This is a genomic window from Metabacillus sp. B2-18, from assembly GCF_021117275.1.
GTDB lineage: Bacteria > Bacillota > Bacilli > Bacillales > Bacillaceae > Metabacillus.
Window position 1 is genome coordinate 3,168,371 of the sequence record NZ_CP088245.1, and the last position, 25,003, is coordinate 3,193,373.

General features: G+C 35.3%; 27 protein-coding genes. 3 read left to right on the plus strand and 24 right to left on the minus strand.

Going from position 1 to position 25,003, the window contains the following annotated elements:
- Window positions 1–50: 50 nt before the first annotated feature.
- The 13 genes from LPC09_RS16095 to LPC09_RS16155 all read right to left on the minus strand — a co-directional run bounded on the left by LPC09_RS16095 (window position 51) and on the right by LPC09_RS16155 (window position 11,210).
- The gene (locus LPC09_RS16095) at window positions 51–767 is read right to left on the minus strand and encodes a demethylmenaquinone methyltransferase (protein WP_231307780.1); all 717 of its coding nucleotides are present in this window, start codon (window positions 765–767) and stop codon (window positions 51–53) included.
- Window positions 768–770: 3 nt separating this feature from the next.
- Window positions 771–1,556 carry a heptaprenyl diphosphate synthase component 1 gene (locus LPC09_RS16100; RefSeq protein WP_098796158.1) on the minus strand — a complete coding sequence of 262 codons (786 nt, stop codon included), beginning with the start codon at window positions 1,554–1,556 and terminating at the stop codon, window positions 771–773.
- Between the two features lie 283 nt (window positions 1,557–1,839).
- Window positions 1,840–2,064 carry a trp RNA-binding attenuation protein MtrB gene (mtrB, locus tag LPC09_RS16105; protein ID WP_098796159.1) on the minus strand — a complete coding sequence of 75 codons (225 nt, stop codon included), beginning with the start codon at window positions 2,062–2,064 and terminating at the stop codon, window positions 1,840–1,842.
- Between the two features lie 100 nt (window positions 2,065–2,164).
- Window positions 2,165–2,731, minus strand: coding sequence for a GTP cyclohydrolase I FolE (gene folE / locus LPC09_RS16110; protein ID WP_098796160.1), 567 nt, complete (start codon window positions 2,729–2,731; stop codon window positions 2,165–2,167).
- 169 nt (window positions 2,732–2,900) lie between these two features.
- On the minus strand, window positions 2,901–3,179 hold the full coding sequence (hbs, locus tag LPC09_RS16115; RefSeq protein WP_034332307.1) for a non-specific DNA-binding protein Hbs: 279 nt from the start codon (window positions 3,177–3,179) through the stop codon (window positions 2,901–2,903).
- Window positions 3,180–3,547: 368 nt separating this feature from the next.
- Window positions 3,548–5,026 carry a stage IV sporulation protein A gene (gene spoIVA, locus LPC09_RS16120; RefSeq protein ID WP_098796162.1) on the minus strand — a complete coding sequence of 493 codons (1,479 nt, stop codon included), beginning with the start codon at window positions 5,024–5,026 and terminating at the stop codon, window positions 3,548–3,550.
- A gap of 229 nt (window positions 5,027–5,255) precedes the next feature.
- Window positions 5,256–5,978 carry a hypothetical protein gene (locus LPC09_RS16125; protein ID WP_098796163.1) on the minus strand — a complete coding sequence of 241 codons (723 nt, stop codon included), beginning with the start codon at window positions 5,976–5,978 and terminating at the stop codon, window positions 5,256–5,258.
- 26 nt (window positions 5,979–6,004) lie between these two features.
- The gene (locus LPC09_RS16130) at window positions 6,005–6,205 is read right to left on the minus strand and encodes a DUF2768 domain-containing protein (protein WP_098796164.1); all 201 of its coding nucleotides are present in this window, start codon (window positions 6,203–6,205) and stop codon (window positions 6,005–6,007) included.
- Window positions 6,206–6,665: 460 nt separating this feature from the next.
- Window positions 6,666–7,697: an NAD(P)H-dependent glycerol-3-phosphate dehydrogenase gene (locus LPC09_RS16135; RefSeq protein ID WP_098796165.1), complete on the minus strand. Its 1,032-nt coding sequence runs from the start codon at window positions 7,695–7,697 to the stop codon at window positions 6,666–6,668.
- A gap of 106 nt (window positions 7,698–7,803) precedes the next feature.
- Window positions 7,804–9,114, minus strand: coding sequence for a ribosome biogenesis GTPase Der (der, locus tag LPC09_RS16140; RefSeq protein ID WP_098796166.1), 1,311 nt, complete (start codon window positions 9,112–9,114; stop codon window positions 7,804–7,806).
- Window positions 9,115–9,522: 408 nt separating this feature from the next.
- A complete protein-coding gene (locus tag LPC09_RS16145; RefSeq protein ID WP_098796167.1) occupies window positions 9,523–9,711 on the minus strand; it encodes a capping complex subunit for YIEGIA in 189 nt (62 codons plus the stop codon).
- Between the two features lies 1 nt (window position 9,712).
- The gene (locus LPC09_RS16150; protein WP_098796168.1) at window positions 9,713–10,603 is read right to left on the minus strand and encodes a YIEGIA family protein; all 891 of its coding nucleotides are present in this window, start codon (window positions 10,601–10,603) and stop codon (window positions 9,713–9,715) included.
- Window position 10,604: 1 nt separating this feature from the next.
- Window positions 10,605–11,210 carry a YphA family membrane protein gene (locus LPC09_RS16155; protein WP_231307781.1) on the minus strand — a complete coding sequence of 202 codons (606 nt, stop codon included), beginning with the start codon at window positions 11,208–11,210 and terminating at the stop codon, window positions 10,605–10,607.
- Window positions 11,211–11,342: 132 nt separating this feature from the next.
- On the opposite strand from LPC09_RS16155, the gene LPC09_RS16160 reads away from it, so the two are divergent.
- The gene (locus tag LPC09_RS16160; RefSeq protein WP_121662610.1) at window positions 11,343–11,474 is read left to right on the plus strand and encodes a YpzI family protein; all 132 of its coding nucleotides are present in this window, start codon (window positions 11,343–11,345) and stop codon (window positions 11,472–11,474) included.
- Window positions 11,475–11,610: 136 nt separating this feature from the next.
- Window positions 11,611–12,773, plus strand: a protein-coding gene (locus LPC09_RS16165; protein WP_231307782.1) for an IS3 family transposase whose coding sequence is annotated in 2 segments (ribosomal slippage) — window positions 11,611–11,887 and window positions 11,887–12,773 — 1,164 coding nt in all. Because the reading frame shifts where the segments join, the coding sequence is not laid out codon by codon here.
- A 54-nt stretch (window positions 12,774–12,827) separates the two neighbouring features.
- Here the strand turns inward: LPC09_RS16165 and fni are convergent.
- The 9 genes from fni to prsW all read right to left on the minus strand — a co-directional run bounded on the left by fni (window position 12,828) and on the right by prsW (window position 21,290).
- Window positions 12,828–13,883 carry a type 2 isopentenyl-diphosphate Delta-isomerase gene (gene fni, locus LPC09_RS16170; RefSeq protein WP_231307783.1) on the minus strand — a complete coding sequence of 352 codons (1,056 nt, stop codon included), beginning with the start codon at window positions 13,881–13,883 and terminating at the stop codon, window positions 12,828–12,830.
- Between the two features lie 9 nt (window positions 13,884–13,892).
- Window positions 13,893–15,044, minus strand: a complete 1,152-nt coding sequence (gene rpsA / locus LPC09_RS16175) for a 30S ribosomal protein S1 (RefSeq protein WP_231307784.1) — start codon at window positions 15,042–15,044, stop codon at window positions 13,893–13,895.
- 167 nt (window positions 15,045–15,211) lie between these two features.
- Window positions 15,212–15,787, minus strand: coding sequence for a lysophospholipid acyltransferase family protein (locus LPC09_RS16180; RefSeq protein ID WP_231307785.1), 576 nt, complete (start codon window positions 15,785–15,787; stop codon window positions 15,212–15,214).
- Window positions 15,788–15,791: 4 nt separating this feature from the next.
- The gene (gene cmk, locus LPC09_RS16185) at window positions 15,792–16,466 is read right to left on the minus strand and encodes a (d)CMP kinase (RefSeq protein ID WP_231307786.1); all 675 of its coding nucleotides are present in this window, start codon (window positions 16,464–16,466) and stop codon (window positions 15,792–15,794) included.
- Window positions 16,467–16,654: 188 nt separating this feature from the next.
- Entirely contained in the window at window positions 16,655–16,831 is a 177-nt protein-coding gene (locus LPC09_RS16190) for a YpfB family protein (RefSeq protein WP_231307787.1), read from the minus strand.
- A 50-nt stretch (window positions 16,832–16,881) separates the two neighbouring features.
- Window positions 16,882–17,541: a flagellar brake protein gene (locus LPC09_RS16195; RefSeq protein ID WP_231307788.1), complete on the minus strand. Its 660-nt coding sequence runs from the start codon at window positions 17,539–17,541 to the stop codon at window positions 16,882–16,884.
- A 222-nt stretch (window positions 17,542–17,763) separates the two neighbouring features.
- Entirely contained in the window at window positions 17,764–19,104 is a 1,341-nt protein-coding gene (gene ypeB / locus LPC09_RS16200; RefSeq protein WP_231307789.1) for a germination protein YpeB, read from the minus strand.
- Between the two features lie 15 nt (window positions 19,105–19,119).
- Window positions 19,120–20,448 (minus strand): spore cortex-lytic enzyme, encoded by a 1,329-nt coding sequence (sleB, locus tag LPC09_RS16205; protein ID WP_331275777.1) that lies wholly within the window; start codon window positions 20,446–20,448, stop codon window positions 19,120–19,122.
- A gap of 179 nt (window positions 20,449–20,627) precedes the next feature.
- The gene (prsW, locus tag LPC09_RS16210) at window positions 20,628–21,290 is read right to left on the minus strand and encodes a glutamic-type intramembrane protease PrsW (protein WP_231307790.1); all 663 of its coding nucleotides are present in this window, start codon (window positions 21,288–21,290) and stop codon (window positions 20,628–20,630) included.
- A 148-nt stretch (window positions 21,291–21,438) separates the two neighbouring features.
- On the opposite strand from prsW, the gene LPC09_RS16215 reads away from it, so the two are divergent.
- The gene (locus LPC09_RS16215; protein ID WP_231307791.1) at window positions 21,439–22,413 is read left to right on the plus strand and encodes an asparaginase; all 975 of its coding nucleotides are present in this window, start codon (window positions 21,439–21,441) and stop codon (window positions 22,411–22,413) included.
- Window positions 22,414–22,452: 39 nt separating this feature from the next.
- Here the strand turns inward: LPC09_RS16215 and LPC09_RS16220 are convergent, their stop codons facing one another.
- Window positions 22,453–23,418 (minus strand): YpdA family putative bacillithiol disulfide reductase, encoded by a 966-nt coding sequence (locus tag LPC09_RS16220; RefSeq protein WP_231307792.1) that lies wholly within the window; start codon window positions 23,416–23,418, stop codon window positions 22,453–22,455.
- A 183-nt stretch (window positions 23,419–23,601) separates the two neighbouring features.
- The gene (locus LPC09_RS16225) at window positions 23,602–24,873 is read right to left on the minus strand and encodes a Glu/Leu/Phe/Val family dehydrogenase (protein ID WP_098796194.1); all 1,272 of its coding nucleotides are present in this window, start codon (window positions 24,871–24,873) and stop codon (window positions 23,602–23,604) included.
- Window positions 24,874–25,003 lie beyond the last annotated feature (130 nt).

Below are 25,003 nucleotides of genomic sequence, written 5' to 3' on the forward strand. Positions count from 1 at the left end.
AATATTACTCACATTTCTTAAAACATAAAAGTGGTCATGCCGTATATTTTTTAATTATTTTCTTTTTCCTTGACTCCTAAATGCATAGCAGCAACTCCGCCGGTAAACGCTTTGACTTCAACTTGTTTAAACCCTGCTGCTTCAAACATCTTTGCTAATTCAACCATTCCAGGGAAATCCCGTGCAGATTCTTGTAGCCAAGAATATTCTTTATAGCTTTTAGCAAATATCTTCCCAAACATAGGCATGATATAACGAAAATAAATAGTGAAAAATTGTTTAAAAATCGGTAAGGTAGGTTGGGAAGTTTCTATACATACTGCTCTTCCACCCGGCTTTAAGACACGATTCATTTCCTGTAGCACTTGCATATAATCTGGTACATTTCTTAAACCAAACCCAATAGTCACAAAATCAAAAGAATTATCTTCAAATGGAAGCATCATCGCATTTCCATGAATAAGATTTACATTTTGTAAATCAAGGTCCTTGATCTTTTGTTGACCAATTTTAAGCATGTTTTGACTAAAGTCAAGACCGGTAACACTGCCTTTTGGTCCCACAGCTTCTGAAAGTGCAATGCTCCAATCAGCTGTGCCACAACAAACGTCAAGTGCTTTTTGGCCCGGTTTAACGTTCATCCGTTTCATTGTCTCTTTTCTCCATGCCTTATGGCGCTGAAAGCTTATAACAGAGTTCATTTGATCGTAATTTTGATAGATTTTCTCAAATACTCCATGCACTCTTTCTTCTTTAGACTGATTCATATATTACAAACCTTCTTCCACTGTCTTTTTATCATGTAGTAATGCTTCGTGAAAACGAATTGTATGAAGTCGTTCTATCAACAAAGTTTTTAAAGAAGGAGCCTTTTGAAATCCTTTATCAAGTAGTGATGCAGTTTTCTCGAAGTACATATTACATGCTTCTGTTAAAAAGTGAATAGAAAACGAGGTTTTTTTAACAGAATGATCAAAACCTCCATCTTGTACAAACTGAAATTTCTCATGAGATAGTCTTTTATATGTTAAAAAATGTGTACTGAGCATGTTATAAAAGTCAAGTTTAAAATGATCAGCTACACGTTGAAAAAGACTTGTTTCAACTACTTGAAGACTATTAATAGATGAACTCATTTTTTCTTCATCATGATAATAAAGTCTTATTTTATGTTCATTGATTTCCTTAATAGCTAAGGCTAATGTTCGAACCATCTTAATATCCTTAACTTCTGATAGTAATAAATAATATAGTCCACTAAAATAATCACCTGCAAGAACAGTTAACTGTCTTTGTACAAATTCTCCAGGTTCGATATTAGTCTTTGTCGAAACATCATCATGTGTATCAAGGGCAATCTGAACAAGCATAGCTGTCACTATATAACTTTCTTTTAATTTCTCCGAAAGGTCTATCTCATCAAAAATTGCATAAAAAAGTAGCAATTTATCTTCGTCGATTGTAGGTGAAGGTAAATGTTTTGCTAAATAGGGATGTGAAAGTTTCTCCTCTAGTGCTGTTTTTAATTTTGCTAAATGTACTTCGATGTCCTGCAAATAAATCACCCTTGTCCCCAAAATAACATTCTATCTCTAATTTATTACATGTATTGTTTTCTTAAACTAAACTTTGTACTCGCCTCGTCTAGAAAAGGGGACAATTGCATACTTTTCACTCCACTTTTCTAATTCTGCCTACCAATGTTACTTTATATATTATATATCATTTTTCTAGAAGAAATTTAAGCCTGTACCATTATACCACAATTATAGGCAATTGTTATTTATTGATATGTAATCTTAAACTTCGTTAAACGCAAAGAAAAGCAGGAGAACCTGCTTATTTACGAGAATCACTCTCTATTTCACCAATTCCAGATTGAATTTGTGCTTTACCTCTTATTTTGATTGCCGATGTATGCTCAGTAAATTGCGCAATCATCACTTCACCCTTATCTAGTTTCTCCGAATGATGGAAACGTGTATCAGAACCCCTTGTCAGTCCGATTACATGAACGCCATCTTCAATTGCTTTAATCACAACAAAGTCATTTTTTTGATTCATCCCTGCACCTGCCTATTTACAGAATGTTGTCTTATCTATCATACCATTCCTGTTAAGTAAAACCTATTAATATGTTTTTACTTCCAACCTGTATAGGTACTTATCCTTTTATCAAAGATAGTACCTCTGCTCTTGATGCCTCATCTTTTCGGAATACCCCTCTTACAGCAGACGTAACCGTTTGTGCCCCAGGTTTTTTTATCCCTCTCATTGTCATACACATATGCTCGGCTTCAACAACGACCATTACTCCGTGTGGATCGAGTGATTCATTAATACTATTAGCTATGGTCGATGTAATCCGCTCCTGTAATTGTGGTCGTTTCGCTACTGCCTCTACTGCACGTGCAAGTTTACTCAATCCTGTTACTTTTCCACCTTTAGGTATATATGCTACATGAGCTTTTCCGTAGAAAGGTACGAGGTGGTGTTCACACATTGAATAAAACGGGATATCCTTTACTAATACAAGTTCTTCATGATCTTCCCCAAAAATCGTTTGAAAATGTTCAGATGGATCTTCATTTAACCCGCTAAATACCTCAGCATACATTTTCGCCACTCGCTTTGGTGTATCTATCAAACCCTCGCGATTAGGATCTTCCCCTACCGCTTCAAGAATCAATTTTACAGCGTGTTCAATCTGTTCAAAATTAACTTCACTCATGTTGGGACCTCCTGGACATTCTTTTGTAGAGATTCTAGCATAATCAAAGGATGAAAAGCAAAGTGGATTAACTAAGAGGAATTTGTTTTCTTACAAATGAAAAGCCCCTTAAATAAGGGGCTCTGTGAAGAAAGCTTGTATGTAATAGTAATTACATGACAAATTAAACTTATTTTCCTGCTACTGCATCTTTAAGTGCTTTACCTGGTTTGAAAGCAGGCACCTTGCTTGCAGCAATTTCAATCTCTTCACCAGTTTGTGGGTTACGACCTTTACGAGCCGCACGCTCACGAACTTCAAAGTTACCGAAACCGATAAGTTGTACTTTATCACCGTCTTTTAGTGCATCTAAAATTGTATCGAAAACAGCATCAACTGCTTTAGTTGCGTCTTTTTTAGATAACTCACTAGCTTCTGCTACTGCGTTGATAAGTTCTGTTTTATTCATGCCTTTCACCTCCTCCCAAAGGGATGGAACTCTTATTAGTCTTCATTTCTTCACAGTTTTGATTAATTGTATACATGATATCGTGATATTACTATCAACACGCTTATCTTATACGATTTTTCTACATATTTCAATGATTTTCATCATGAATATTGGTTATTTAGGAAGAATCGACCAATAGAGAAAACAATTTCTTTAAAAAGATTAACACAATCATTCAAGCGAATCAAGCAATTACCGAATAAAAAACCACTTGTATCAAGGATTTACGCTTTTTTTACGAACGTACGTTTTGACACAAGGAGATTTTTGACATTATTTATTTCTAATAAAACAAAAAAAGACCTCTTAGAATAGAGGTCAAATCTTTACAATATGATGGCAATTAATCCGCCAGAGCCTTCATTGATAATTCTTTCTAATGTTTCTTTTAGCTTGTAACGAGCATTTTCAGGCATTAATGATAATTTAGCTTGTATACCTTCTCGTACAATTGAACTTAAACTGCGTCCGAAAATATCCGAATTCCAGATAGAAAGTGGGTTATCTTCAAAGTCTTGCATAAGGTATCGAACAAGTTCTTCTGACTGTTTTTCTGTGCCTATAATTGGCGCAAATTCTGATTCAACATCCACTTTGATCATATGGATGGAAGGTGCAACAGCTTTTAAGCGAACTCCAAATCTAGAACCTTGACGAATAATTTCAGGTTCATCAAGACTCATATCCGCAAGGGCTGGTGCTGCAATACCATAACCAGTTTGCTTCACCATTCGGAGTGCATCAGAAACTTGATCATATTCTGCCTTCGCATAAGCAAAGTCTTGCATTAACTGTAGTAAATGATCCTTACCACGAATTTCAACCCCTACAACTTCTTTAAGGATTTGATCATAAAGATCATCTGGAGCATATAGGTCAATCTCGGCAATTCCTTGCCCCATTTCAATACCAGCCAAGCTTGCTCTATTAATAAAGTCATACTCGCTGAATTGACCTACAACACGGTCTACATCGCGTAACCTCTTAATATCTTTAACTGTATCTTTAACAGCCTCTTGATAGCTTTGTCTTAACCAATGATCCTCTCGTAATACCATAACCCAGCTTGGAAGATTTACATTCACCTCAAGTACAGGGAACTCGTATAGAGATTCTCTAAGTACACTCATGACATCTGTTTCTCTCATGCTTTCAACACTCATTGCGAGGACAGGAATATCATATTTTTCATTTAATTCTTTGCGAAGGGCTTCTGTTTCTGGGTGATGAGGATGAACCGTATTAATAATCATAATAAACGGCTTTCCTACTTCTTTTAACTCTTCAATAACTCTAGCTTCAGCTTCTAAATAGTCATGGCGTGGAATGTCACCGATAGAACCATCTGTCGTAATGACACATCCTAGTGTTGAATGTTCTTGAATTACTTTACGTGTACCAATTTCTGCTGCTTCATGAAAAGGTATTGGCTCTTCATACCACGGAGTGTTGATCATGCGAGGACCATTTTCATCCTCATACCCTTTGGCTCCTGGAACTGTGTAACCTACACAATCTACTAATCTAATATTGACATCAAGCCCCTCATCTACATGAATAGAAACTGCTTGATTCGGGACAAATTTCGGCTCAGTAGTCATAATTGTTTTACCAGCTGCACTTTGTGGTAATTCATCTTGAGCTCTAGCTTTGTCAGATTCATTGTCAATGTTAGGTAGTACGACTAATTCCATGAACTTTTTAATAAAAGTAGATTTACCTGTTCTAACTGCACCAACTACTCCTAAATATATATCGCCACCAGTTCGTTCAGCGATATCCTTGAAAATATCTACTTTTTCCAAGTGATCCCCTCCCGATCATACAATATTGGGATAAAGCTTATCCGTTTTCTTATAGGACACTATATATGTATGACATTGTCCTATTTATTTATGACTTTGTTTCTAAATTTTTTTAGGTATTCTCCAAATTAGTCATTGGTCATAAAAGCGAAAAAAGAAAACCCTTCTTTTAGAGTGTATTCTCCAAAGAAGGGTTCATGACTTATTTTTAAAATTTTTTAAAAAGAATTTATTGGCCATCTGTATCAAAGATCGGTTCCCCAGCATCATTTATTGTATAAGGTAAGGAATAGGCAGGTACAAAAGGTTTCCCGTCTAAAAGAACACCGCGAATATCATCGCCGGGCTTAAAGCTGTGCGTACTATCTTGTAAAGCTTTGGATAAATCGATGCGATAATCCACATAAATTTTTGCCTCTTTATCTATAACTAGAGGTAAATATTCTCCTGAATATGGACTCTCAATCATCGGTGGCTCTTTATACCCTAATTTTTCATAGTTTAATGTATAGATATCATTTGTAATAAGATCTTCAAATGGTGGATATCCGTTCGCTTGACGATAGACATTTAATTTGATCGTCAACTCATGTATCTCCTCAGAAATACGTAAATCAATTAATTTAACAGTAGGATCTTCTTCTACATCCACTAACACATACTGGTAAATCCCACCGCTTTCATAGGCTGTACCAGGTGGCTCAGCCATATATTTAGGTGTTATTGCAGAAAAATCAATAGGATACTTTTGATAAATAGGTGTTGACATATCCTTTGTTTTGATCGGCAGCAACCCACCTGTATCTTGTTGGTATTGATCTACAGACTTCTGCACAGCAGCTATTTGGTCATCATAAGGTACTGTGTTTTTCTGTAATTTCTCTTCCGGGTAAAGACATCCAGATAAAAGGATGCAACCAAAAATCACTAGCAAAATTTTATAGAATTTCATTCTAAATAACATCCTTTTATTAAGTATTATTCCGATACAGGTCCAGTAAAAACAACGAACAAAATAATTAACCCTGCTAGAATCATAAAAAGATAGGCAAAAACTGAAACGATTACTTTAAATATACCTTTTAACTTAAATCGACTTAAATAAATGAGTAAAATTGAGATAAACATAAAAGCCATTGATGCAAATGAAATCCACATCTTCATAAGGGCTACACTCATAAAGACTCCTCCTCATACAAAAAGCTCAGGGAAATATTAAGACTTAAACAATAAAATAAATAATGTCGAACTCCATGGTTGATTATATTATACTTTTAGAGGCTTGTCCAAGGAGGTAAAGTTCATTTAAATACTCTAAGTAAACGTTTAAACAAAAAAGCTGAAGTAAAGAGGGGACGAACTTTACTTCAGCCACAGAACCGACTAAATAGTACCCAAACTATAAGAACAACTCTTATTTGACTACCATGCATTTTATGCGGAAGTATTATGTTTTGTATCATCTAATGCCTAGTTACGCCATTAAACTTTCACTTTAGATAATGTACAGGCTTTTAGGATTAAATTGACAAAAATCATACGATCCACAAACGAAGTAATCATAAACCTTATAGGATATTGTTTCTTTGTTTTTATTTCTTGTTATCATATGCTGATTGATGATTATACGTCACCTAAATTAACGATTCTCCATGATATTTACCAGGTCTTCCATTTCATGAGTTTTAACACGAGCCATTAACGAATCAACCGCTTCTTTTGGAGATTTACCGTTAAATAACACTTCATATAACGCCTCAGTAATTGGCATCTTCACATGGTATTTTTGAGCAAGCTGATAGGCTGCTTTTGTCGTTCTTACCCCTTCAACAACCATCCCCATGTTTTCTAACACTTCGTCCAGGTTATGCCCCTTACCTAAAAGATTACCAGCACGCCAGTTTCTCGAATGAACGCTTGTACACGTTACAATTAAATCTCCAATTCCTGTTAGCCCAGAGAAAGTTAAAGGGTTTCCTCCCATTTTACTACCTAGACGTGCAATTTCGGCCAATCCCCTTGTGATAAGGGCAGCTTTCGCATTATCTCCATAGCCAAGTCCATCTGTAATCCCCGCGGCTAGCGCAATAATATTTTTTAATGCCCCACCAATTTCCACACCGATAATATCTGGATTTGTATAAACACGAAAATTTTGATTAATAAATAGATCTTGTATGTATTCAGCCGCTTTCATATTTTTTGAAGAAGAAGTCACGGTAGTGATATGGCGTTGACTAACTTCCTCTGCATGACTTGGTCCAGATAAGACAACAATATCTCTTAATAGCTGAGATGGCACTTCTTCTTCAATAATTTCTGAAATTCGCAGCAAAGTATCCGGTTCAATTCCTTTACTAACATGAACAAACGTTACGCGTTCTTTTATAACCTTAATTATATCTTTAAGAACTTCACGTATTGCTTTTGTTGGTACGGCTAATATAACAGTCTTTACATCTTTTAAACTTTCTTCAAAATCTGAATAACCAACAATGTTTTCTGGGAGGTCAATACCTGGGAGATACTTTTCATTTCTTCGTGTCGAATTAATTTCGCTTATTAATTCAGGACGATGCCCCCATAACTTTACACGATGTCCATTATCAGAAAGAACGATGGCTAGTGCTGTTCCCCAGCTCCCCGCACCTACTACCGTAATTTGTTCCATGTTATCACACCTTTCAGAACAATTTTAACAAAAAGTAACAGGATTACCTGTTACTTTACCTTTAAAACATTACTAACCCTTGAAGGTAAACAATTAGATTTGGCTATTATTTGCGTTCTCTAGCAAAAATCTTAATAGGTGTACCATCAAATTCAAATGCAGCCCTAATACGGTTTTCTAAAAAGCGTTCGTACGAAAAGTGCATTAATTCCGGATCATTAACGAAAACAACAAAAGTAGGTGGTTTTACAGCTACTTGTGCTGTATAGAATATTTTTAATCGTTTGCCTTTATGAGTTGGAGTTGGATTCATTGCAACAGCATCCATTACCACATCATTTAAAACATTTGTCTGAACCCTTCTTGAGTGATTCTCACTAGCTAGAATAATATGAGGCATTAACGTATGAATTCTCTTTTTAGTTAAAGCTGAAAGGAATACAATTGGAGCATAATCTAAGAACTTAAAGTGATCACGTATATTAACTTCAAATTCCTTCATTGTTTTCTCATCTTTTTCTACAGCATCCCATTTATTCACAACAATTACTACTGCTTTTCCAGCTTCATGAGCATATCCGGCAATATGCTTGTCCTGCTCAATAATTCCTTCTTCTCCATTTATTACGACTAAGATAACATCTGAGCGATCAATTGCTTTTAACGCTCGAAGGACACTATACTTTTCAGTTGTTTCATATACTTTTCCTTTTTTTCGCATACCTGCAGTATCAATGATAACAAATTCTTGTCCTTCATATTTATAAACTGTATCAATCGCATCCCGAGTAGTACCTGCGATGTCACTTACGATAACACGGTCTTCTCCTAAGATCGCGTTAACGAGAGAGGATTTCCCAACATTAGGTCTGCCAATAAGGGAAAATTTTATTGTTGTTTCATCGTAATCGTCAGTCCCTGGACTTTTAAAATGTTTTGCAACTTCGTCTAATAAGTCACCCAAACCTAAACCGTGAGAGCCTGAGATCGGAAATGGCTCTCCAAATCCTAACGAATAAAAATCATAAATATTTGCACGCATTTCAGGATTATCTACCTTGTTAACCGCCAATACAACCGGTTTATTGGATCGGTATAAAATTTTAGCTACTTCTTCATCAGCAGCCGTAACCCCTTCACGAACATTCGTTAAAAACACAATAACATCAGCTTCATCGATAGCTATTTCTGCTTGATGACGGATTTGCTCTAAGAAAGGCTCGTCCCCAATATCTATTCCACCCGTATCAATAATATTAAATTGATAAGTCAACCATTCCCCAGAACTATATATTCTGTCCCTAGTAACACCTGGGATATCTTCGACAATAGACACACGCTCTCCTACAATACGATTAAAGATTGTTGACTTACCTACATTCGGTCTTCCAACTATTGCTATAACTGGTTTTGCCATTAGTTACACCATCCTGACTTATATAAACTCAATTTTTTATCATAAGAGTTACAATTATGGTAATGTTCATATCAAACCCGTTTCATAATACACCACTTTCTTGGACAATTCCCAAAAAAAGCAAAAAGAAAGCAACGATTATAAAAGGCTAGTTAGACATCTTGTTACAAACGTATACGAAAAATTTCTACAAACGTTTCGGTCCATTATCTGATACCACCATTCATTTTCTGATAGTGTGATAAAATTGGACTTAAAGTTAAGCTCATATATGTATTCATTAGCCTATATGGCTAAATATAAACTACCACAAAATACTAAAATAAAATCTCTTATAAAAGAAACCCTTCTGCTTTTAAAGAAGGGCTTAACTTTTATATATTATCAGACATTACTTCATTTCACAACTTAGTGTTTAACAACGACAAACATGTCTTCTCCGATACCATGTGCAATTCCATCTAATATTGCTTCTAAATTTTTGGCGTAAAAGTGCATTTCTTCCTGTGTTTTACAAATAAAAATTGCGGTTCCACCAGCTGCTTTTGTTTTATCAGTTGTAATAATAGCCAATATGTATTTTTCAAGTGCACTCAATTTATTCCCCTCCTTGACGGTTCGCCTTCGCTTCAGATGGCATTCTTATTGCATTTTCAAGGGTCGGTGTATCTCCAATCACTTGTATGGCTTTGTCAACATCTCGATCTTGAGGTAAAACAAACACCCCAAGGCGTCCGTCATCTAAATCTCTTTTAGCTAAGGGCACAAGTGCAGGCTCTCCGGAATCACGAACAACTCCTAATGCAGTGGACACATCATGAAGAATGGCTTGTCGTTGCCCCAAGTTAGCAATGGTTGTTTTTGAGTTGGCATTCTTAGGTGTTAATATAAACCCCATTCCATATTTAAGGATAGCCTGTTGCTTGTCAGGAATACCTATGTTCATAATATAAATATTGTCAACATATAGTCCAGCACCTTCAAAATGAGGTTCTACAAATTTTATGTCTACAAGATCTTTTATTCTACTTCCGGACATGAGTTTACGACAAGCAATGAAGCAAATAATTCCAACAATAATAGCGACATAAATATTAAGGACCAAGTAAGCAAAAGTAGTTAAAAGTGAAGTGAATATGACAAGATAATTTCTGCTTTCAAAAGCAATGGCAATTCCTTCTATATATGTATTCCCTCTAGGGACAAGTTCATAGCCATCTAAAACAGTTAATGTATTTCTTTCCATATTCCTTACATCCCTAAATTGAGAAGCAGCTAAAGTAAGAAACGTAATCGCTGTAAAATCTTCTTCCATTATGGAAGGAACAGCAACTGTCCCTAAGCCAGCTGCAATGAAGCCAAGGGCAACATGGATGATTTTCCCATGCAAGTAAGTGGGGTATTGTCTATAATCAGTTTTAAGCATATGAAGTCTGGTTAATACTCCAACAACAACTCCAAAAAGCACTGGTATCGTATATTCACTCATATTATCCCTGCTTCTCCTTTGTTTGTTTTTGAAATCTGTGTAGTGATTGTTCTACTAATAATGTAAACTGTTGCAAAATGGTCCATAAGTAAATCATTGCACAACCAATTACTATCATATCTAAAAAGGCAGCAGTACCAAATGTTAACTGATCATGGAATTTACTCATAATCAACCAATATAAAAACTCCCCTTGAGAGACTGAAATCAAATAAAATGTAAATCGTTGGGAAGGATCCTTGCCCAAGTAAATAGCAAGTAAGCTGACAATCAGACTTACAATTATGCGGTAATCAAATATAAACCAAACAGGATCATAAATGTGAAATAACATGATACCTGCGTATGCAAATGTTAATGTTAAATTGGTCAAATAAAAAGTAACCAGTTTGCGTTTATTTTTCACGGCTAAATAATATCCTAATAACAAAAACATGATTAATGAACAATTGATATAAAAAGTAGATACAACCAGAAAAACCTTACTTATTAATATTGTTACTAATAGGAAAAACGCTAATTTCACTCGACTTTTGTTTTTTCTCATTATGAAAGTGACCACAACCCACCCTAACCACATAAACCAGTAAAAAATGATTCCTTCCATCTCACTCCTCCTACTATTCCCATTATGTCTATTTCCAATTAGCTTTAATCGAAAATTAGTAAAAAATAGTACTTATGATTAACATGAAAAAGACAAAAGTTAAGGTATACCTTATATAGGGAGGTTATGTAAATGGGAAAAGATCGACAAGAAAAGAAATTAAGAAAAAGTCAACGTGTTGAGTCAGATCGTGATCAATCTTTAACTTATCCTGGTGCAACAAGAGTAGAGGGACCAGAAGCCGCAAGAGAAAGAAACAGATAATTAGAAAAGCTTATACTTTTTGATAAGTAAAATAAAAAGCTGGTCAAGTTTTAGACTAACCTAGTTAAATGAGACACTATAAAACACCTTCGAAATGGTACACTTAAACAAAGTGCTAATTCGGAGGTGTTTTTGCGTGGGCAAAAACGTATATTCAAGTGAAACAAAGTGGGCAGTAGTAAAGGACAAGATGAGTGGTCAGTTTACAAATGAAGAAATTATGAAGAAGTATGGAATAAAGAATGTATCTCAAATTAAAACTTGGATGAAATGGTATCGCGAAAATCAAGTACATAGATTTAATCAGCCTATAGGTAAACAGTATACTTATGGAAAAGGGCCGGATACTCAGAGTGACGATGAAAAGAAAGAGAGACAAATTACACATTTAAAACAGGAGAATGAAATCCTAAAAAAGTATTTGGAACTCGAAAAGGAGTTGAAAAAGAAGTAGTTCTTCAGTTGGTTCTGAAGTTGCGCAAAAAATATACGGTTACAGCCATTTTGGCGGCTTTAAACATTCCTAGGGCTACCTACTATCGTTGGGCATCATCACAACCAAGAGAACTATCTACCAAAGAAAAGGCGATTATTTCACTCTGTGAAGCGACTAAATATCGTTATGGGTACAGAAAAATCAAAAAATTATTAAAGCATAAGTATCGAATTGAGTTAAATCGCAACACAGTTCAACAAATAATGCAAAAACATAATCTACAATGTCGAGTGAAGCCTAAACGCAAATGGAAGTCTCAAGGAGAATCAGTTATAGTCGCACCGAACCTCTTACAACGAGACTTTACTGCATCTATGCATAACCAGAAGTGGGTAACGGATATAACTTATATTCAATATGGTTCATCTACATTGTATTTATCAACCATTATAGACCTATACAATAATCAAATTGTGTCTTACAAACTATATACACATCAACAAACTCCTTTAGTTATAGACACTTTAAAAGAAGCTTTAGAAGTAAGGGGTAATCCCAAAGGAGTTATCATACATTCTGATCAAGGCAGTGTATATACTTCATACTCGTTCCAAAACTTTGTGAAAGAAAATAATTTAGTGAGTAGTATGTCAAGAAGAGGAAACTGTTGGGATAATGCAGTAATTGAGTCATTTCACTCAAATTTAAAATCTGAGGAATTTCAATATATAAAGTTTAACTCAATGTCTCTGGAAAAGGTTAGAGAGCATGTAGATCAATATATGAAATATTACAATGAAGAGCGTATCCAAGAAAAATTAGGCTACCACACACCAATAGAGTTTGGTAATATGGCAGCCTAAGAGGGTGTTTTATACCTGTCTCAAATGACTATGTCAGTCTATTTGACCAGCTTTTTACCTTCTACTATAGGATGATGTTTCGATACCCCTTTCATTTAGCCAATGATGTGTATTTCCACTTATGACAAGGGGAGCCTCCTGAAGCCCTTTAATTGTTTTCACTCCAAGGGCTGTCATGATATAGGTTAAATCTGTATGTATCTGTTTTATTTCTTGAACTAACTCATCATATCCTTTTTCAATAAATATTTTCAGAAAATAACCGGCTACTCCAACAGCAGAAGCACCCAAGCCTATTGCTTTAGCCACATCAAGAGAGTGTCGAATACCTCCAGACCCGATGATAGACATATCATGCTGTCCATGTTTCACCTCAGCAATTGAAGCTGCAGTAGAAATACCCCAAGAATTAAAATAACTTAAAACTTGTTCACGACGCATATTTTCAATCTTAGAAAAGTTTGTCCCGCCAAAACCGCCTACATCTATTGCAGATACGCCAATCTCTGCTAAGTGTGTTGCTACTTCACGATTCATCCCAAAGCCAACTTCTTTCACAATAACAGGTACTTTTACGTTCTTAACAATGTTCTCAATTCTTTTAATAGCATTTGTAAAATCTCGATCACCTTCTGGCATAACTAGTTCCTGAACAACATTTATATGAATTTGCAAAGCGTTTGCTTCAATCATATCAATAGCTGTTTTAGCTTGATCAACTGTAGCCTCACTACCCAAATTAGCTAGTATGATTCCTTTTGAATTAACTTTCCTCATAATCTCATAGGAAGGTCTTTCACTACTGTCCTTGATTGCAGACATTTGTGAACCAACTGCTACAGCGATTTTTGTTTCTGCAGCAGCTTTTGCCAGTGCTTCGTTAATGATAACCGTGTCCTCACCGCCACCACCTGTCATTGCATTTATAAAAAGAGGCGAACTCAAGGAAAGTTCGCCAACATTAGATGATAAATTTATATCATCAACAGACAGGTTTGGTAAGCTTTGGTGAACAAAGGTAACATCATCAAATCCATTGGAACGTTGCTGTCCAGTAGATAATGCATGCTGAATATGTTCTATTTTCCTTTGCGCTCTTTTACTCACCATATCACCGTTTTATTTTAATTTTTTTAATTGATCTCCAATCATTTCACCTAATTGAAAACCCGAAGAAGATTCTTCTTGTGCTGCTTGATAATTTGTCAAATCTTCATTTGATGCTTTTGTCGTTTCTTCTAATTCACGAATACTTAGAGAAATACGTTTATCAGATTCATTTATATCTAGTACTTTTACTTTCACTTCTTGATTTTCTTCAAGAACTTCTTGTGGAGTACCAATATGTTTGTTTGAAATTTGTGAAATATGAACAAGTCCTTCTACACCAGGTTGAATTTCAACAAATGCACCAAACGATACTAAACGTTTAACTACACCATCTAGAACATCACCAGGTTTTACATTATTAGTAACGTTAGCCCAAGGTCCAGGCAGAGTTTCTTTAATTGATAATGATATTCTTTCATTATCACGATCTATTCCAAGAACTTTAACGGTTACTTTTTGTCCTTCTTCCACTACATCAGATGGTTTGTCAATATGACTATGTGATAATTGTGAGATGTGAACCAACCCATCAATTCCACCAATATCAACAAATGCACCAAAATCCGTTAGGCGTTGAACTGTTCCTTCGATTGTGGAACCAACATTTATAGAATCAAGTATTTCTGATTTCTTTTCATTTTGCTCTTTTTCAATTACTGCACGATGCGAGAGAATAACACGATTTTTTTCACGATCTAATTCTACAACAATTAAAGAAAGAGTTTTCCCCATATAATCAGAGAAGTCCTCAACAAAATGAGCTTCGACTAAAGATGCAGGAATAAAGCCTCTGACACCTAAATCAACAACAAGTCCGCCTTTTACAACATCTTTAACTTCTGCATTAAAAACTTCTTTAGATTCATATTTTTGTTCTAATGCATCCCATGCTTTTTCAGCATCAACGGCTCTTTTTGAAAGCACCAACGCTTCTTCTTCCACCTTTAAAACTTTTAATTCTAGTTCATCATTTTCATTTATTACATCAGAAGCCTTTTCCACATGAAGACTAGAAAGTTCGCTGATTGGAATGATACCGGAATGCTTACAATTTTCTATTTCGACAATCACCTGTTTTTCTTCAACCTTTGTTACGATTCCTTTTACAACATCACCAACTTCAGGTGTTTCCACTTGAACACTGTTTAGTTCTTCTACCATCTCAATTACCTCCTTGTCAAAACCTGTGCGACTTTTGATAAAATATATGTATGCTTTCATTTTATTAAAGAATCATAAATTCCCCCAAAAATAAAATGAAAAATACGTCCTACTTAAACTTCTAATAAATGCTACTTTTTGTCAAGTAAGAAGTATTAAGATTTACATTATTTTTGGATAAGTTTACCTATTTCTTCCATAATAATAGATGTCATTTCTTCTGTACTAATTTTTTTCTCACGATATTCTTCCATATTTATTGGCTTTCCGTATACAACTCTTAGCGTTGAAAAAGATTTATATGGTCCTATTATAGCACAAGGAACAACTGCAGCTGTAGAACGAAGCGCAAAGAAACCGGCACCAGGCATACCCTTACCGAGTTTTCCATCTTTGCTTCTTGTACCTTCTGGGAATAATCCTAATACATTTCCTTCTTTAAGAACTTTTAATCCAGCTCTTAACGCTTCACGGTCGCCTCCACCACGCTTAACAGGAAATGTACCAAAATTGTTCAGTAATTGTTTCAAAACCGGCACTTGAAAAAGTTCGTCTTTTGCCATGAACAATACTTTTCTTGGAGCTGTAACCCCAACAACCGGTGGATCTAAATTACTAATATGATTGGTACACAATAAGACCCCGCCCTCTTTGGGGAAATGCTCAAGTCCTTCTACTTTAATACGAAACGTTGGTTTTAAAATACCAGCAACAACTGACCGGGCAAATGGATATAATGACACGTTATCAAAGCCTTTCTTCTAAATAATCTTCTATTTTTCTAACAACATCTTGGATAGACAAAGCTGTGGTGTCAATTTCAATCGCATCTTCTGCCTTCTTCAGAGGAGCAACCTCTCTTTCGGAATCAAGCTTGTCACGATTTGCAATTTCTTGCTTTAGTTGTTCATAGTTAGATGAAAATCCTTTTTTTACATTTTCCTCATGGCGTCTTTTTGCTCTCTCTTCAACAGATGCTCTTAAAAATATTTTTAATTCAGCATTAGGTAACACATGTGTACCTATATCTCGTCCGTCCATAACAACTCCGCCTTCAATTGCTAATTGACGTTGGCGTTTTAGCATTTCTTCTCTTACTAATGAATGCATAGCAACAAAGGAAACATTATTTGTTACTTCATTTGTTCGAATCACATCTGATACATTCTCACCATTTATCATGACAAGTTGTCCGTCTTTTGAAGGATGTAATTCTATTTTCATTTTAGATAGTATATCTGCTACAGCTTTTTCGTCTTTTAAATCGATCCCCTCTTGTAGCGCTTTAAATGTTAAAGCCCTGTACATGGCACCAGTATCTATGTATATATATGAGTAATCTTCTGCAATTATTTTAGCAACTGTACTTTTTCCAGCAGCCGCTGGTCCATCAATGGCCACCGATAATTTTTTTTGCTCCATTATTTCCTCCAAATAGGTTTTTAGTCTAGTAGTCTTTTACGCCTTTGCTGGTGTAAAGAACTTATTTGGTATGAGAACTTAAAGAATTGAATCTGTAAATATAGGGTAGGTAGTTTTTACATATGGTTTTTGCTTAGACTAATTGAAAAACAAATAAATGAAGCAGGCTTGAAGACACCTGCATCATGTTATTGACTAAACGTTTCTAGCCATTCAGTAATGGTTATTTTGTTTACACCTTCATACTGGACAACTCGTGATAAGTATGGTTGAACCGTGGTATTTTGTATAAGTACCTGTACACATACTAGGGCAATGAATTGAATAACAATTAGTTTAATTAAAATTCGCTCAAATCGTTTCAATCCGCTCAACTCCGGTATTTTTTTACTAGTATGCTTAAAAATACCAAAAATTATTCGACTGTTAACCCTTTTCTACGAATGAGTATTTGTTGATTAAAGCAAAAGCGAATTAAAACCTGCCTGGTATCTTCATCGATATTTTGAAACTCAATAGGTGCCTTAACAAACAAATCATGATCTGCAGGAATAAACCGAATGATCTTACCTTTTACTTTAATGTATTCAATTCCTTCATTTTGAAATGGTAGGGAGAACCAAATAACAATTTCCTGTTTTTCTTTTAATTTGATAGATTTCGGAAGAAGTAATGCTGTTCCTCCTGCACTAATGTCAGCTGTAACTGCAGTAAAAGCTTGAAACTCATTTTGCAAAGAATAAATGGCTACATCTAGATTTGCATCAATACGTACAAATTGTCTTCTTTGAATTTTGATTAATTGGTCATCACCAGGATACGTAAGTGAGATCATTGGAATATTTTCTTTTATTCGTCCTGTAACCTCTGTTTGAAAACGAAAAACACTTTCATTCGAAACAAACGAAGCAACAAGTTGTGTCCCTAACATTAAGAAGGCTGAACGGCCTGTCTCTTGGTTTATAGGGTAATCAATATATAGTTTATTGCCCTTTTTTTCTACTAGTTTACATTTTAGTCTCTCTAATTTTGCGCCCTTCGTTTCTAACGAAATAACATCCCCAATTTTTATCACAATATCACTCTTTCTTATTGCTCTCTTTCTTATTAAAGCATGGACATATCCGTTGTGCAAGAGTGCAAATATTTATTCAACATTCTTATAGTGGAGATCAAATTAACTTATAAACATCCTACATGTATTTTGATATTCGTCCAAAACAAAAAATACTCGTTTTAACATAAAAAAGGATACCCAAGTCATAGTAAAAAAAGGGTATCCTTGCTCGTTTACATATTAAACATCTTGGAAGATTGGCTCTGGATTTTTTAATATCTCTACCTTTTCTTCCGTTCCATCTTCTGCATTAATAAAAATCCTGTAAGTATCGTTTTCGATCGTTCCTAAAAATTCGTAGCAAAGTACTTCCTCTTTAAACTCATTTAAAATAAGAGCCAATCGGTCTTCTTGTACTTCTAAGCTAGGATTTAACATTTTAGCTGCTTCTTCTTTAGAAATCTTTGGTTTAGAAATATCACGTTTTTTATGAGCAGCTAAATAATCTCTTGCTGAGAAGCCAATCACTTGACCATCGTCCAACGCTACTTTCATGCGAAGAGCATCGGGATATATTCTGACCCCATTCTCAATAGAAACAAATGAAAATACACCAACATTATCATATTGAGCACTTTCGAAAAGATCTAAATCTTTAAACCCGTGTTCATTTAAAAACTTCCTAGCATTTTCTGTTGCTTGGTTCAAGCTAATTTTCTTTTCCGCAACCTCTCTATTCTGCACTAAGAATATTGGGTATCCACCCTTTTTCGTAATGTCCATGTTTATGTCTACTTTTTGCTGTTTATCATCCATGGAAACACTGAAAAATCCATAATCTGCACCGTCACCATTTTCGGTTACTTTTATGTCAGTTACTTTATTCTCTACAAACTTCTTTGCTATTTTCTCAGCTTCTTTTGCATTTATTTCTTTTCCTTCTAAATTATCAAAACCTAAGTTTTTCTTCATGGAAGTAAGTGATGCACCAAATTGAGATTCAGAGTAACTTTTGACGTTTTCTTCGACTGTTTTTAACCCATCGACAATTGTATTATCCATTTGCTTTTGTCCTGAGGCTAAAGCAAGCTCAACATCCATCCATCTTAAGTTATTCTCTAAAACAAGACTTTGAACTTTACGTAACTCTTTTTGAACATCAGCAGCTTCTGAATACATTGATTTTAGTGTTTTATATTCTTTTTCGGTAAGCGGATCTTTTTCTAAATCACGAACAGCTGCTTTGTAGCTAAAATCGCTAATTCCAGCTAAAAACTCCTCTGTCTTATTGAAAGGTAATAAAGCTAAAGGTAACTGACCTACGTCTGATTGTGCTTCAGAAGTAATTCTCCAAACGTCTGCTAAAGCTGGAGATAACGATTCCCTTGAGTTCATAGCTAGAGTTGCACCGATTCTATCATGTAGCTGATCAACACGATAGGTTAAATCATGAAATGCGCGTTGATAACTATTTTCTGCTTGAATCAATACTGCACTTTTTTCTTGATGTTCTTTGTACCCCCAGTAAGAAGTACCAATCACAGCGATTGATAAAATTCCAATCAAAATTCCACGTATCATTGATCATCACCCCTTCTATTCACAGAAAATATGCTTCCCGATACGTTTAATCTGTGGTCTTCCCCAAATCCAAGAACTGGTTGCTGTATCTGGGTTAAAGTAATACACTGCATTTCCGGTCGGGTCAAATCCATTAATTGCATCTAAAACAGCTTTTTTTGCTGATTCATTTGGAGTTAACCAAATTTGCCCATCTGCTACTGCAGTAAAGGCTCGTGGTTCAAATATAACCCCTGAAACAGTATTTGGGAAAGTTGCACTATTAACTCGGTTTAAAATGACAGCCGCAACAGCAACTTGTCCGATATATGGCTCACCACGTGCTTCTCCATAAACAGCATTTGCCATTAGCTTAATATCATTTTGTGAAAATCCGTTCGGCATGTTTACTGCAGTTGAATCCTTTTGATCTTGCTTCTTTTGCTGCTGTTGTTGCTGTTGATTCTGTTGCACTTGATTCTGTTGTTGTTGTTCTTGTTGCTGCTGATTCTGTTGCTGTTGATTCTGTTGTTGTTGTTCTTTTTGCTGTTGATTCTGCTGTTGTTGTTCTTGTTGCTGCTGATTCTGTTGCTGTTGTTCTTGTTGCTGCTGATTCTGTTGCTGTTGTTTTTGTTGCTGCTGATTCTGTTGCTGTTGTTTTTGTTCCTGCTGATTCTGTTGCTGTTGTTTTTGTTCCTGCTGATTCTGTTGCTGTTGTTTTTGTTGCTGCTGATTCTGTTGCTGTTGTTTTTGTTCCTGCTGATTCTGTTGCTGTTGTTTTTGTTGCTGCTGATTCTGTTGCTGTTGTTTTTGTTGCTGTTGTTTTTGTTGCTGTTGTTGCTGTTGTTGCTGTTGATTCTGTTGTTGCTGCTGGTTATTTGCTTGAGCTTTATATTGCTTTTCTTGCTGAATTCGTCTTTGCTCCGCAATCTTCCTCGCTTTTTGAATTTGCTGCTCTGAAGGTGCAGATTGAATATCTAACGGGACTCCGCCATAATGTGTGAATCTTCTTCCTTGGTTAATTTGTTTGTAAACCCAATCACTATAAAATTTAGTTGATCTTTGTAACATATCCTTTGTTTTTTGTCCAACTAAGCCATCAACTTCCTCTAGACCAAACATATCTTGGAAATTCTTAACTGCCCAATACGTACTCCATCCGTAGACTCCATCAATCGGGCCATGATAATATCCGTTATATTGAAGCCTTGCCTGCAATTCAATTACATCACTTCCCGTTGCACCTCTTTGAATGGTTTGATCTGAAAAAGCATGTGCTACAGAAACGCCTTGTGAAAGAAATTGAAATGTGATAGATGTAAAAGCCATTACCACAACTATCAGCATTATGCGCATGTTTTTCATGTTGCTGCCTCCTCAAGTAGATGTAGTTGCTTAAACGTATTTTTTGTAGTCTTTGGTATTTTATTCATACTAAATAAAGACTTATCCAAAAGAAACAATTGATGGCAGCAAATCCTTTCAAAGATGATTTCTTAAAAACTCTTTAGAATCACAATGTTATCAAAATAAAAAAACTGCCATTAAGGCAGTTTTGAATCAAATATCTTAATTCTTGCTTTTTTGGCTTTGTGTAGAGCGAACCACCAAAGAAACAGCATAAATGGAACCATAATATATTTCCAGTTAAAGTAATTTAATAAAATTGAATCATAAACAGTGTGTAATAAGATAGGGATTGAACAAGATAGAACTATCCACTTTGTTCGATTTTTGATAATTGAAAATTTCCCTTTCCCTAAATAATACCCCATAATAACTCCAAATAGAGCATGACTTGATACCGGTAAAATAGCGCGGCCTAATGCGTATTCGACTCCATTTGCAAATAAATAAATAATATTCTCTAAAGTCGCAAATCCAAGAGAAACAGCAACACCATAGACAATACCATCGTAATGTTCATTAAATTGAACATGTTGATAGATCGTAAAAAATAAGACGAACCATTTGAAAAACTCTTCTAAAAATCCTACAGCAATAAAAGTATATAAAAATTCAGAAGTAAAAACTTTTTCAACTTCTAAAACATATTGAATAAACATTATCGGAAAAACAAGCAGAGCCCCAAAGATAAATGAACGCAACACTAAATAGACCGGCTCTGATTCATACTGATCTCTTAAGTAAAAATAACTTAATAGTGCCAGACCCGGGGCAATGCCCGCAGATATAATTTCAATCATTTACAGGCCTCTTCTCCAAAATATCTTTTTATCTATTTAAAAGATTTTTTTATTCATGTAAGATTAACTTTATTAATCGTATCATGTTATCGTAGAATTGAAAATGACAGAATAAAGCAGAATTTTATAGATTGAAGGAGTTTTCGTCATGTCGAGAAAAAACATACTACTTATTCACACTGGTGGAACCATTTCAATGAAGGAAGACGAAGAAACAGGAGAGGTTAAACCTGGAGAAAAAAACCCTCTAGTTGAACATATTAAAGAGGTACCTGATATTAACCTCATCTCAACAGAACTGTTTCACTTACCTTCCCCACATATTACACCATTAAATATGTTACAAATTAAAAATTATATAGAAGAAATGAAAAAAATAAAAAATATTGATGGGGTTGTTATTACACATGGAACAGATACGTTAGAGGAAACTGCCTATTTCCTTGATGTAACGTTATCTTTATCAATTCCAATCGTTCTTACAGGTGCGATGAGATCAAGTAATGAGCTAGGATCAGATGGGCTTTATAATCTTTTATCAGCCCTAAAAGTAGCTGCATCAGATTATGCCAAAAACATGGGAGTTTTGGTGGTAATGAATGATGAAATTCATACTGCAAAAAACGTAACAAAAACACATACAAGTAATGTGGCAACTTTCCAAAGTCCGCAATATGGACCAATCGGAATGGTAAACAAAGGGGGCGTTTTCTTCCATCACACCCCTATTGTTACTAATCCACTACATGTTGAATCTCTAGATAAAAATGTTTTCTTAATCAAAGTGTTTGCTGGAATGGACGACAGTCTGCTAAATGGGATAGAACAGTTACAACCTGATGGATTAGTGATAGAAGCTTTAGGACAAGGCAACGTGCCACCTATGATGGTGCCAGGGATCAAGAACTTACTAAATAAGAAAATACCGATTATTCTTGTATCTCGCTGTTTTAATGGCATTGCTCAAGATGTGTATGGATATGAAGGTGGAGGACGACAGTTAAAAGAATTAGGTGTTATTTTTAGCAATGGACTAAATGGACAAAAAGCAAGAATCAAGCTAATGATTGCACTAGAAACAACAAAAGATCAACAAACTCTTGAAACGATTTTTGCAACGTAAACACTATAAAAAAACAGGGAGCACGTATCTGTCTCCCTGTTATTGTTTATTGCGGAGTGCTTCATATATTAACTGACCGTGAAATCGTCCATTCTCAATGAATATTTCGTTTGCATTATTTCCAGCTGCAATAACACCTGCAATAAAAATCCCTTCAATATTTGTCTCCATTGTGTCTGGGTTGTGAGTCGGTCGACCACTTTCAGCATTGATTGTTACGCCCATATTTTTGAGAAATTTATGATCTGGATGATAGCCCGTCATAGCAAAAACAAAATCATTCTTTATCTGCTTCTCTTCATCATTCACAATATATTTAACGGATGTTTCTCCAATCTCAAGAACATGTGCTTGAAACTCCATTTTTATTATTTCATTTCTAACAAGTGATTCAAATTCAGGTAAAATCCATGGTTTTACACTTTTAGAGTACTCAGCTCCCCTGTATAAAACAGTTACCCTTGCTCCTGCTTTAACCAATTCTAACGCAGCATCAACACTTGAGTTCTTACCACCTATAACGACGACATCTTTATCAAAGTATGGATGTGCTTCCTTAAAATAATGAAAAACTTTTGGTAAATCTTCACCAGGTATATTCATTAAATTTGGATGATCATAATACCCTGTTGCGATCACAATCTGTCTTGCTTCATACGTTTGTTTATTTGTTATAACTATAAATTTTTGATTTTCATTTTTTTCGATCTTTTCAACTTTTTCAAAAGCATGAATTCTCAGTTGTTTTCTTTTTACAACTTCACGATAATAAGCCAGAGCTTGGTTACGAACCGGCTTACGATTTTCAGTAATAAAAGGTATATTTCCAATTTCTAATTTTTCACTAGAACTGAAAAATGTTTGATGTGTAGGATAGTGATAGATTGCATTTACGATATTTCCTTTTTCTATAACAAGTGGTTTAGTACCAAGTTCTTCTAATTCAATGGCGGCAGACAATCCACATGGACCTCCACCTACAATAATTATTTCTTCCCTTTTCAATGAATTTCTCTCCCAACTTTAAGGGTTATTGTTTAAACATAAATTTCGATACTTACCAAGAAAAATAAAAAAGAGAATGACCAAGTCAGCCCTCCTACTCGAGTTAATTACTCTATTGTGAAGAGTAAAGAGTATGAGCGGCTAGACATATAAGTCACCCTCTTATATCATGTAAGATTTTTCTTAAATCCAGCCTCTAAACCTAGATGCTTCAGCCATCTTTCGTACACCAACCATATATGCTGCCAAACGCATGTCAACTCGTCTATTCTGACTCGTTTCATATATGTTGTTAAATGACTTAACCATTACTTGTTCAAGCTTCTCTTCGACTTCTTCTTCTGTCCAGTAATAACCTTGATTATTTTGGACCCATTCAAAATAAGAAACCGTTACTCCACCAGCACTTGCCAACACATCTGGTACTAGTAAAATACCTCGATCTGAAAGAATTTTTGTTGCTTCAAGTGTAGTTGGGCCATTCGCAGCTTCTACTACAATGCTAGCACGAATGTTCCCGGCATTTTCCTCAGTAATTTGATTTTCAATGGCAGCAGGAACAAGAATATCACAATCTAGTTCAAGTAATTCTTTGTTTGTAATTGTATCATTAAATAATTTCGTAACAGTTCCAAAACTATCACGTCGATCAAGTAAATAATCAATATCTAGACCATTCGGATCGTGAAGACCACCATAAGCATCAGAAATACCTACAATTTTAGCTCCTGCATCATGCATAAATTTTGATAAATAACTTCCTGCATTACCAAATCCCTGTACAACAACACGAGCCCCTTCAAGTTCAATTCCCTTTTTCTTAGCTGCTTCACGAATACAAATAGTTACACCTTTTGCTGTAGCCGATTCACGACCATGTGAACCACCTAATACCAAGGGCTTACCTGTTATAAAACCAGGATTATTAAATTCATCAATTCGACTGTATTCATCCATCATCCATGCCATGATTTGTGAATTAGTAAATACATCAGGCGCTGGAATGTCCTTTGTTGGTCCAACAATTTGACTTATTGCTCGGACATATCCTCGGCTTAGTCGCTCCAACTCTCTAAATGACATATCCCTAGGGTCACAAACAATTCCACCTTTTCCTCCACCATATGGAAGGTCTACTATTCCACATTTTAAGCTCATCCAAATGGATAATGCCTTAACCTCTTTTTCAGTTACATTTGGATGGAAGCGAATTCCTCCTTTTGTAGGGCCAACGGCATCGTTATGTTGAGCACGGTATCCAGTAAATATTTTAACGGAACCATCATCCATTCGAACAGGAATTTTCACCGTCATTAATCTTATTGGTTCTTTTAATAATTCATATACTTCCTCGGGGTACCCAAGTTTATCAAGGGCATTATGTATCACCGTTTGTGTTGATTTCAACACGTCCAATTTATCATTTTGTGCATCGGTGTTTTTCTCGGCTACCATTAAAGTTAACCTCCTAGATCTAATCAGTAAATGAAAGAATGTCCACCTTTCATGACATAGTATACACTCTCAAGCCTCTTATGCAAAGAAGAAAAACGATATTCTTTATAAATTCACAACAACTAATGTA

Coding starts and splice junctions, on each gene's coding strand:
- fni (WP_231307783.1), bottom strand. CDS start 13,883: ATGGTGAGTAAAAGAGCGCAAAGGAAAATAGAACATATTCAGCATGCA.
- LPC09_RS16155 (WP_231307781.1), bottom strand. CDS start 11,210: ATGGAAGGAATCATTTTTTACTGGTTTATGTGGTTAGGGTGGGTTGTG.
- cmk (WP_231307786.1), bottom strand. CDS start 16,466: ATGGAGCAAAAAAAATTATCGGTGGCCATTGATGGACCAGCGGCTGCT.
- prsW (WP_231307790.1), bottom strand. CDS start 21,290: ATGATTGAAATTATATCTGCGGGCATTGCCCCGGGTCTGGCACTATTA.
- LPC09_RS16150 (WP_098796168.1), bottom strand. CDS start 10,603: ATGAGTGAATATACGATACCAGTGCTTTTTGGAGTTGTTGTTGGAGTA.
- LPC09_RS16215 (WP_231307791.1), top strand. CDS start 21,439: ATGTCGAGAAAAAACATACTACTTATTCACACTGGTGGAACCATTTCA.
- LPC09_RS16225 (WP_098796194.1), bottom strand. CDS start 24,873: ATGGTAGCCGAGAAAAACACCGATGCACAAAATGATAAATTGGACGTG.
- hbs (WP_034332307.1), bottom strand. CDS start 3,179: ATGAATAAAACAGAACTTATCAACGCAGTAGCAGAAGCTAGTGAGTTA.
- LPC09_RS16095 (WP_231307780.1), bottom strand. CDS start 767: ATGAATCAGTCTAAAGAAGAAAGAGTGCATGGAGTATTTGAGAAAATC.
- ypeB (WP_231307789.1), bottom strand. CDS start 19,104: ATGATACGTGGAATTTTGATTGGAATTTTATCAATCGCTGTGATTGGT.
- folE (WP_098796160.1), bottom strand. CDS start 2,731: ATGAGTGAAGTTAATTTTGAACAGATTGAACACGCTGTAAAATTGATT.
- rpsA (WP_231307784.1), bottom strand. CDS start 15,044: ATGGTAGAAGAACTAAACAGTGTTCAAGTGGAAACACCTGAAGTTGGT.
- sleB (WP_331275777.1), bottom strand. CDS start 20,448: ATGAAAAACATGCGCATAATGCTGATAGTTGTGGTAATGGCTTTTACA.
- LPC09_RS16130 (WP_098796164.1), bottom strand. CDS start 6,205: ATGAGTGTAGCCCTTATGAAGATGTGGATTTCATTTGCATCAATGGCT.
- mtrB (WP_098796159.1), bottom strand. CDS start 2,064: ATGAATCAAAAAAATGACTTTGTTGTGATTAAAGCAATTGAAGATGGC.
- der (WP_098796166.1), bottom strand. CDS start 9,114: ATGGCAAAACCAGTTATAGCAATAGTTGGAAGACCGAATGTAGGTAAG.
- LPC09_RS16135 (WP_098796165.1), bottom strand. CDS start 7,697: ATGGAACAAATTACGGTAGTAGGTGCGGGGAGCTGGGGAACAGCACTA.
- LPC09_RS16160 (WP_121662610.1), top strand. CDS start 11,343: ATGGGAAAAGATCGACAAGAAAAGAAATTAAGAAAAAGTCAACGTGTT.
- LPC09_RS16125 (WP_098796163.1), bottom strand. CDS start 5,978: ATGAAATTCTATAAAATTTTGCTAGTGATTTTTGGTTGCATCCTTTTA.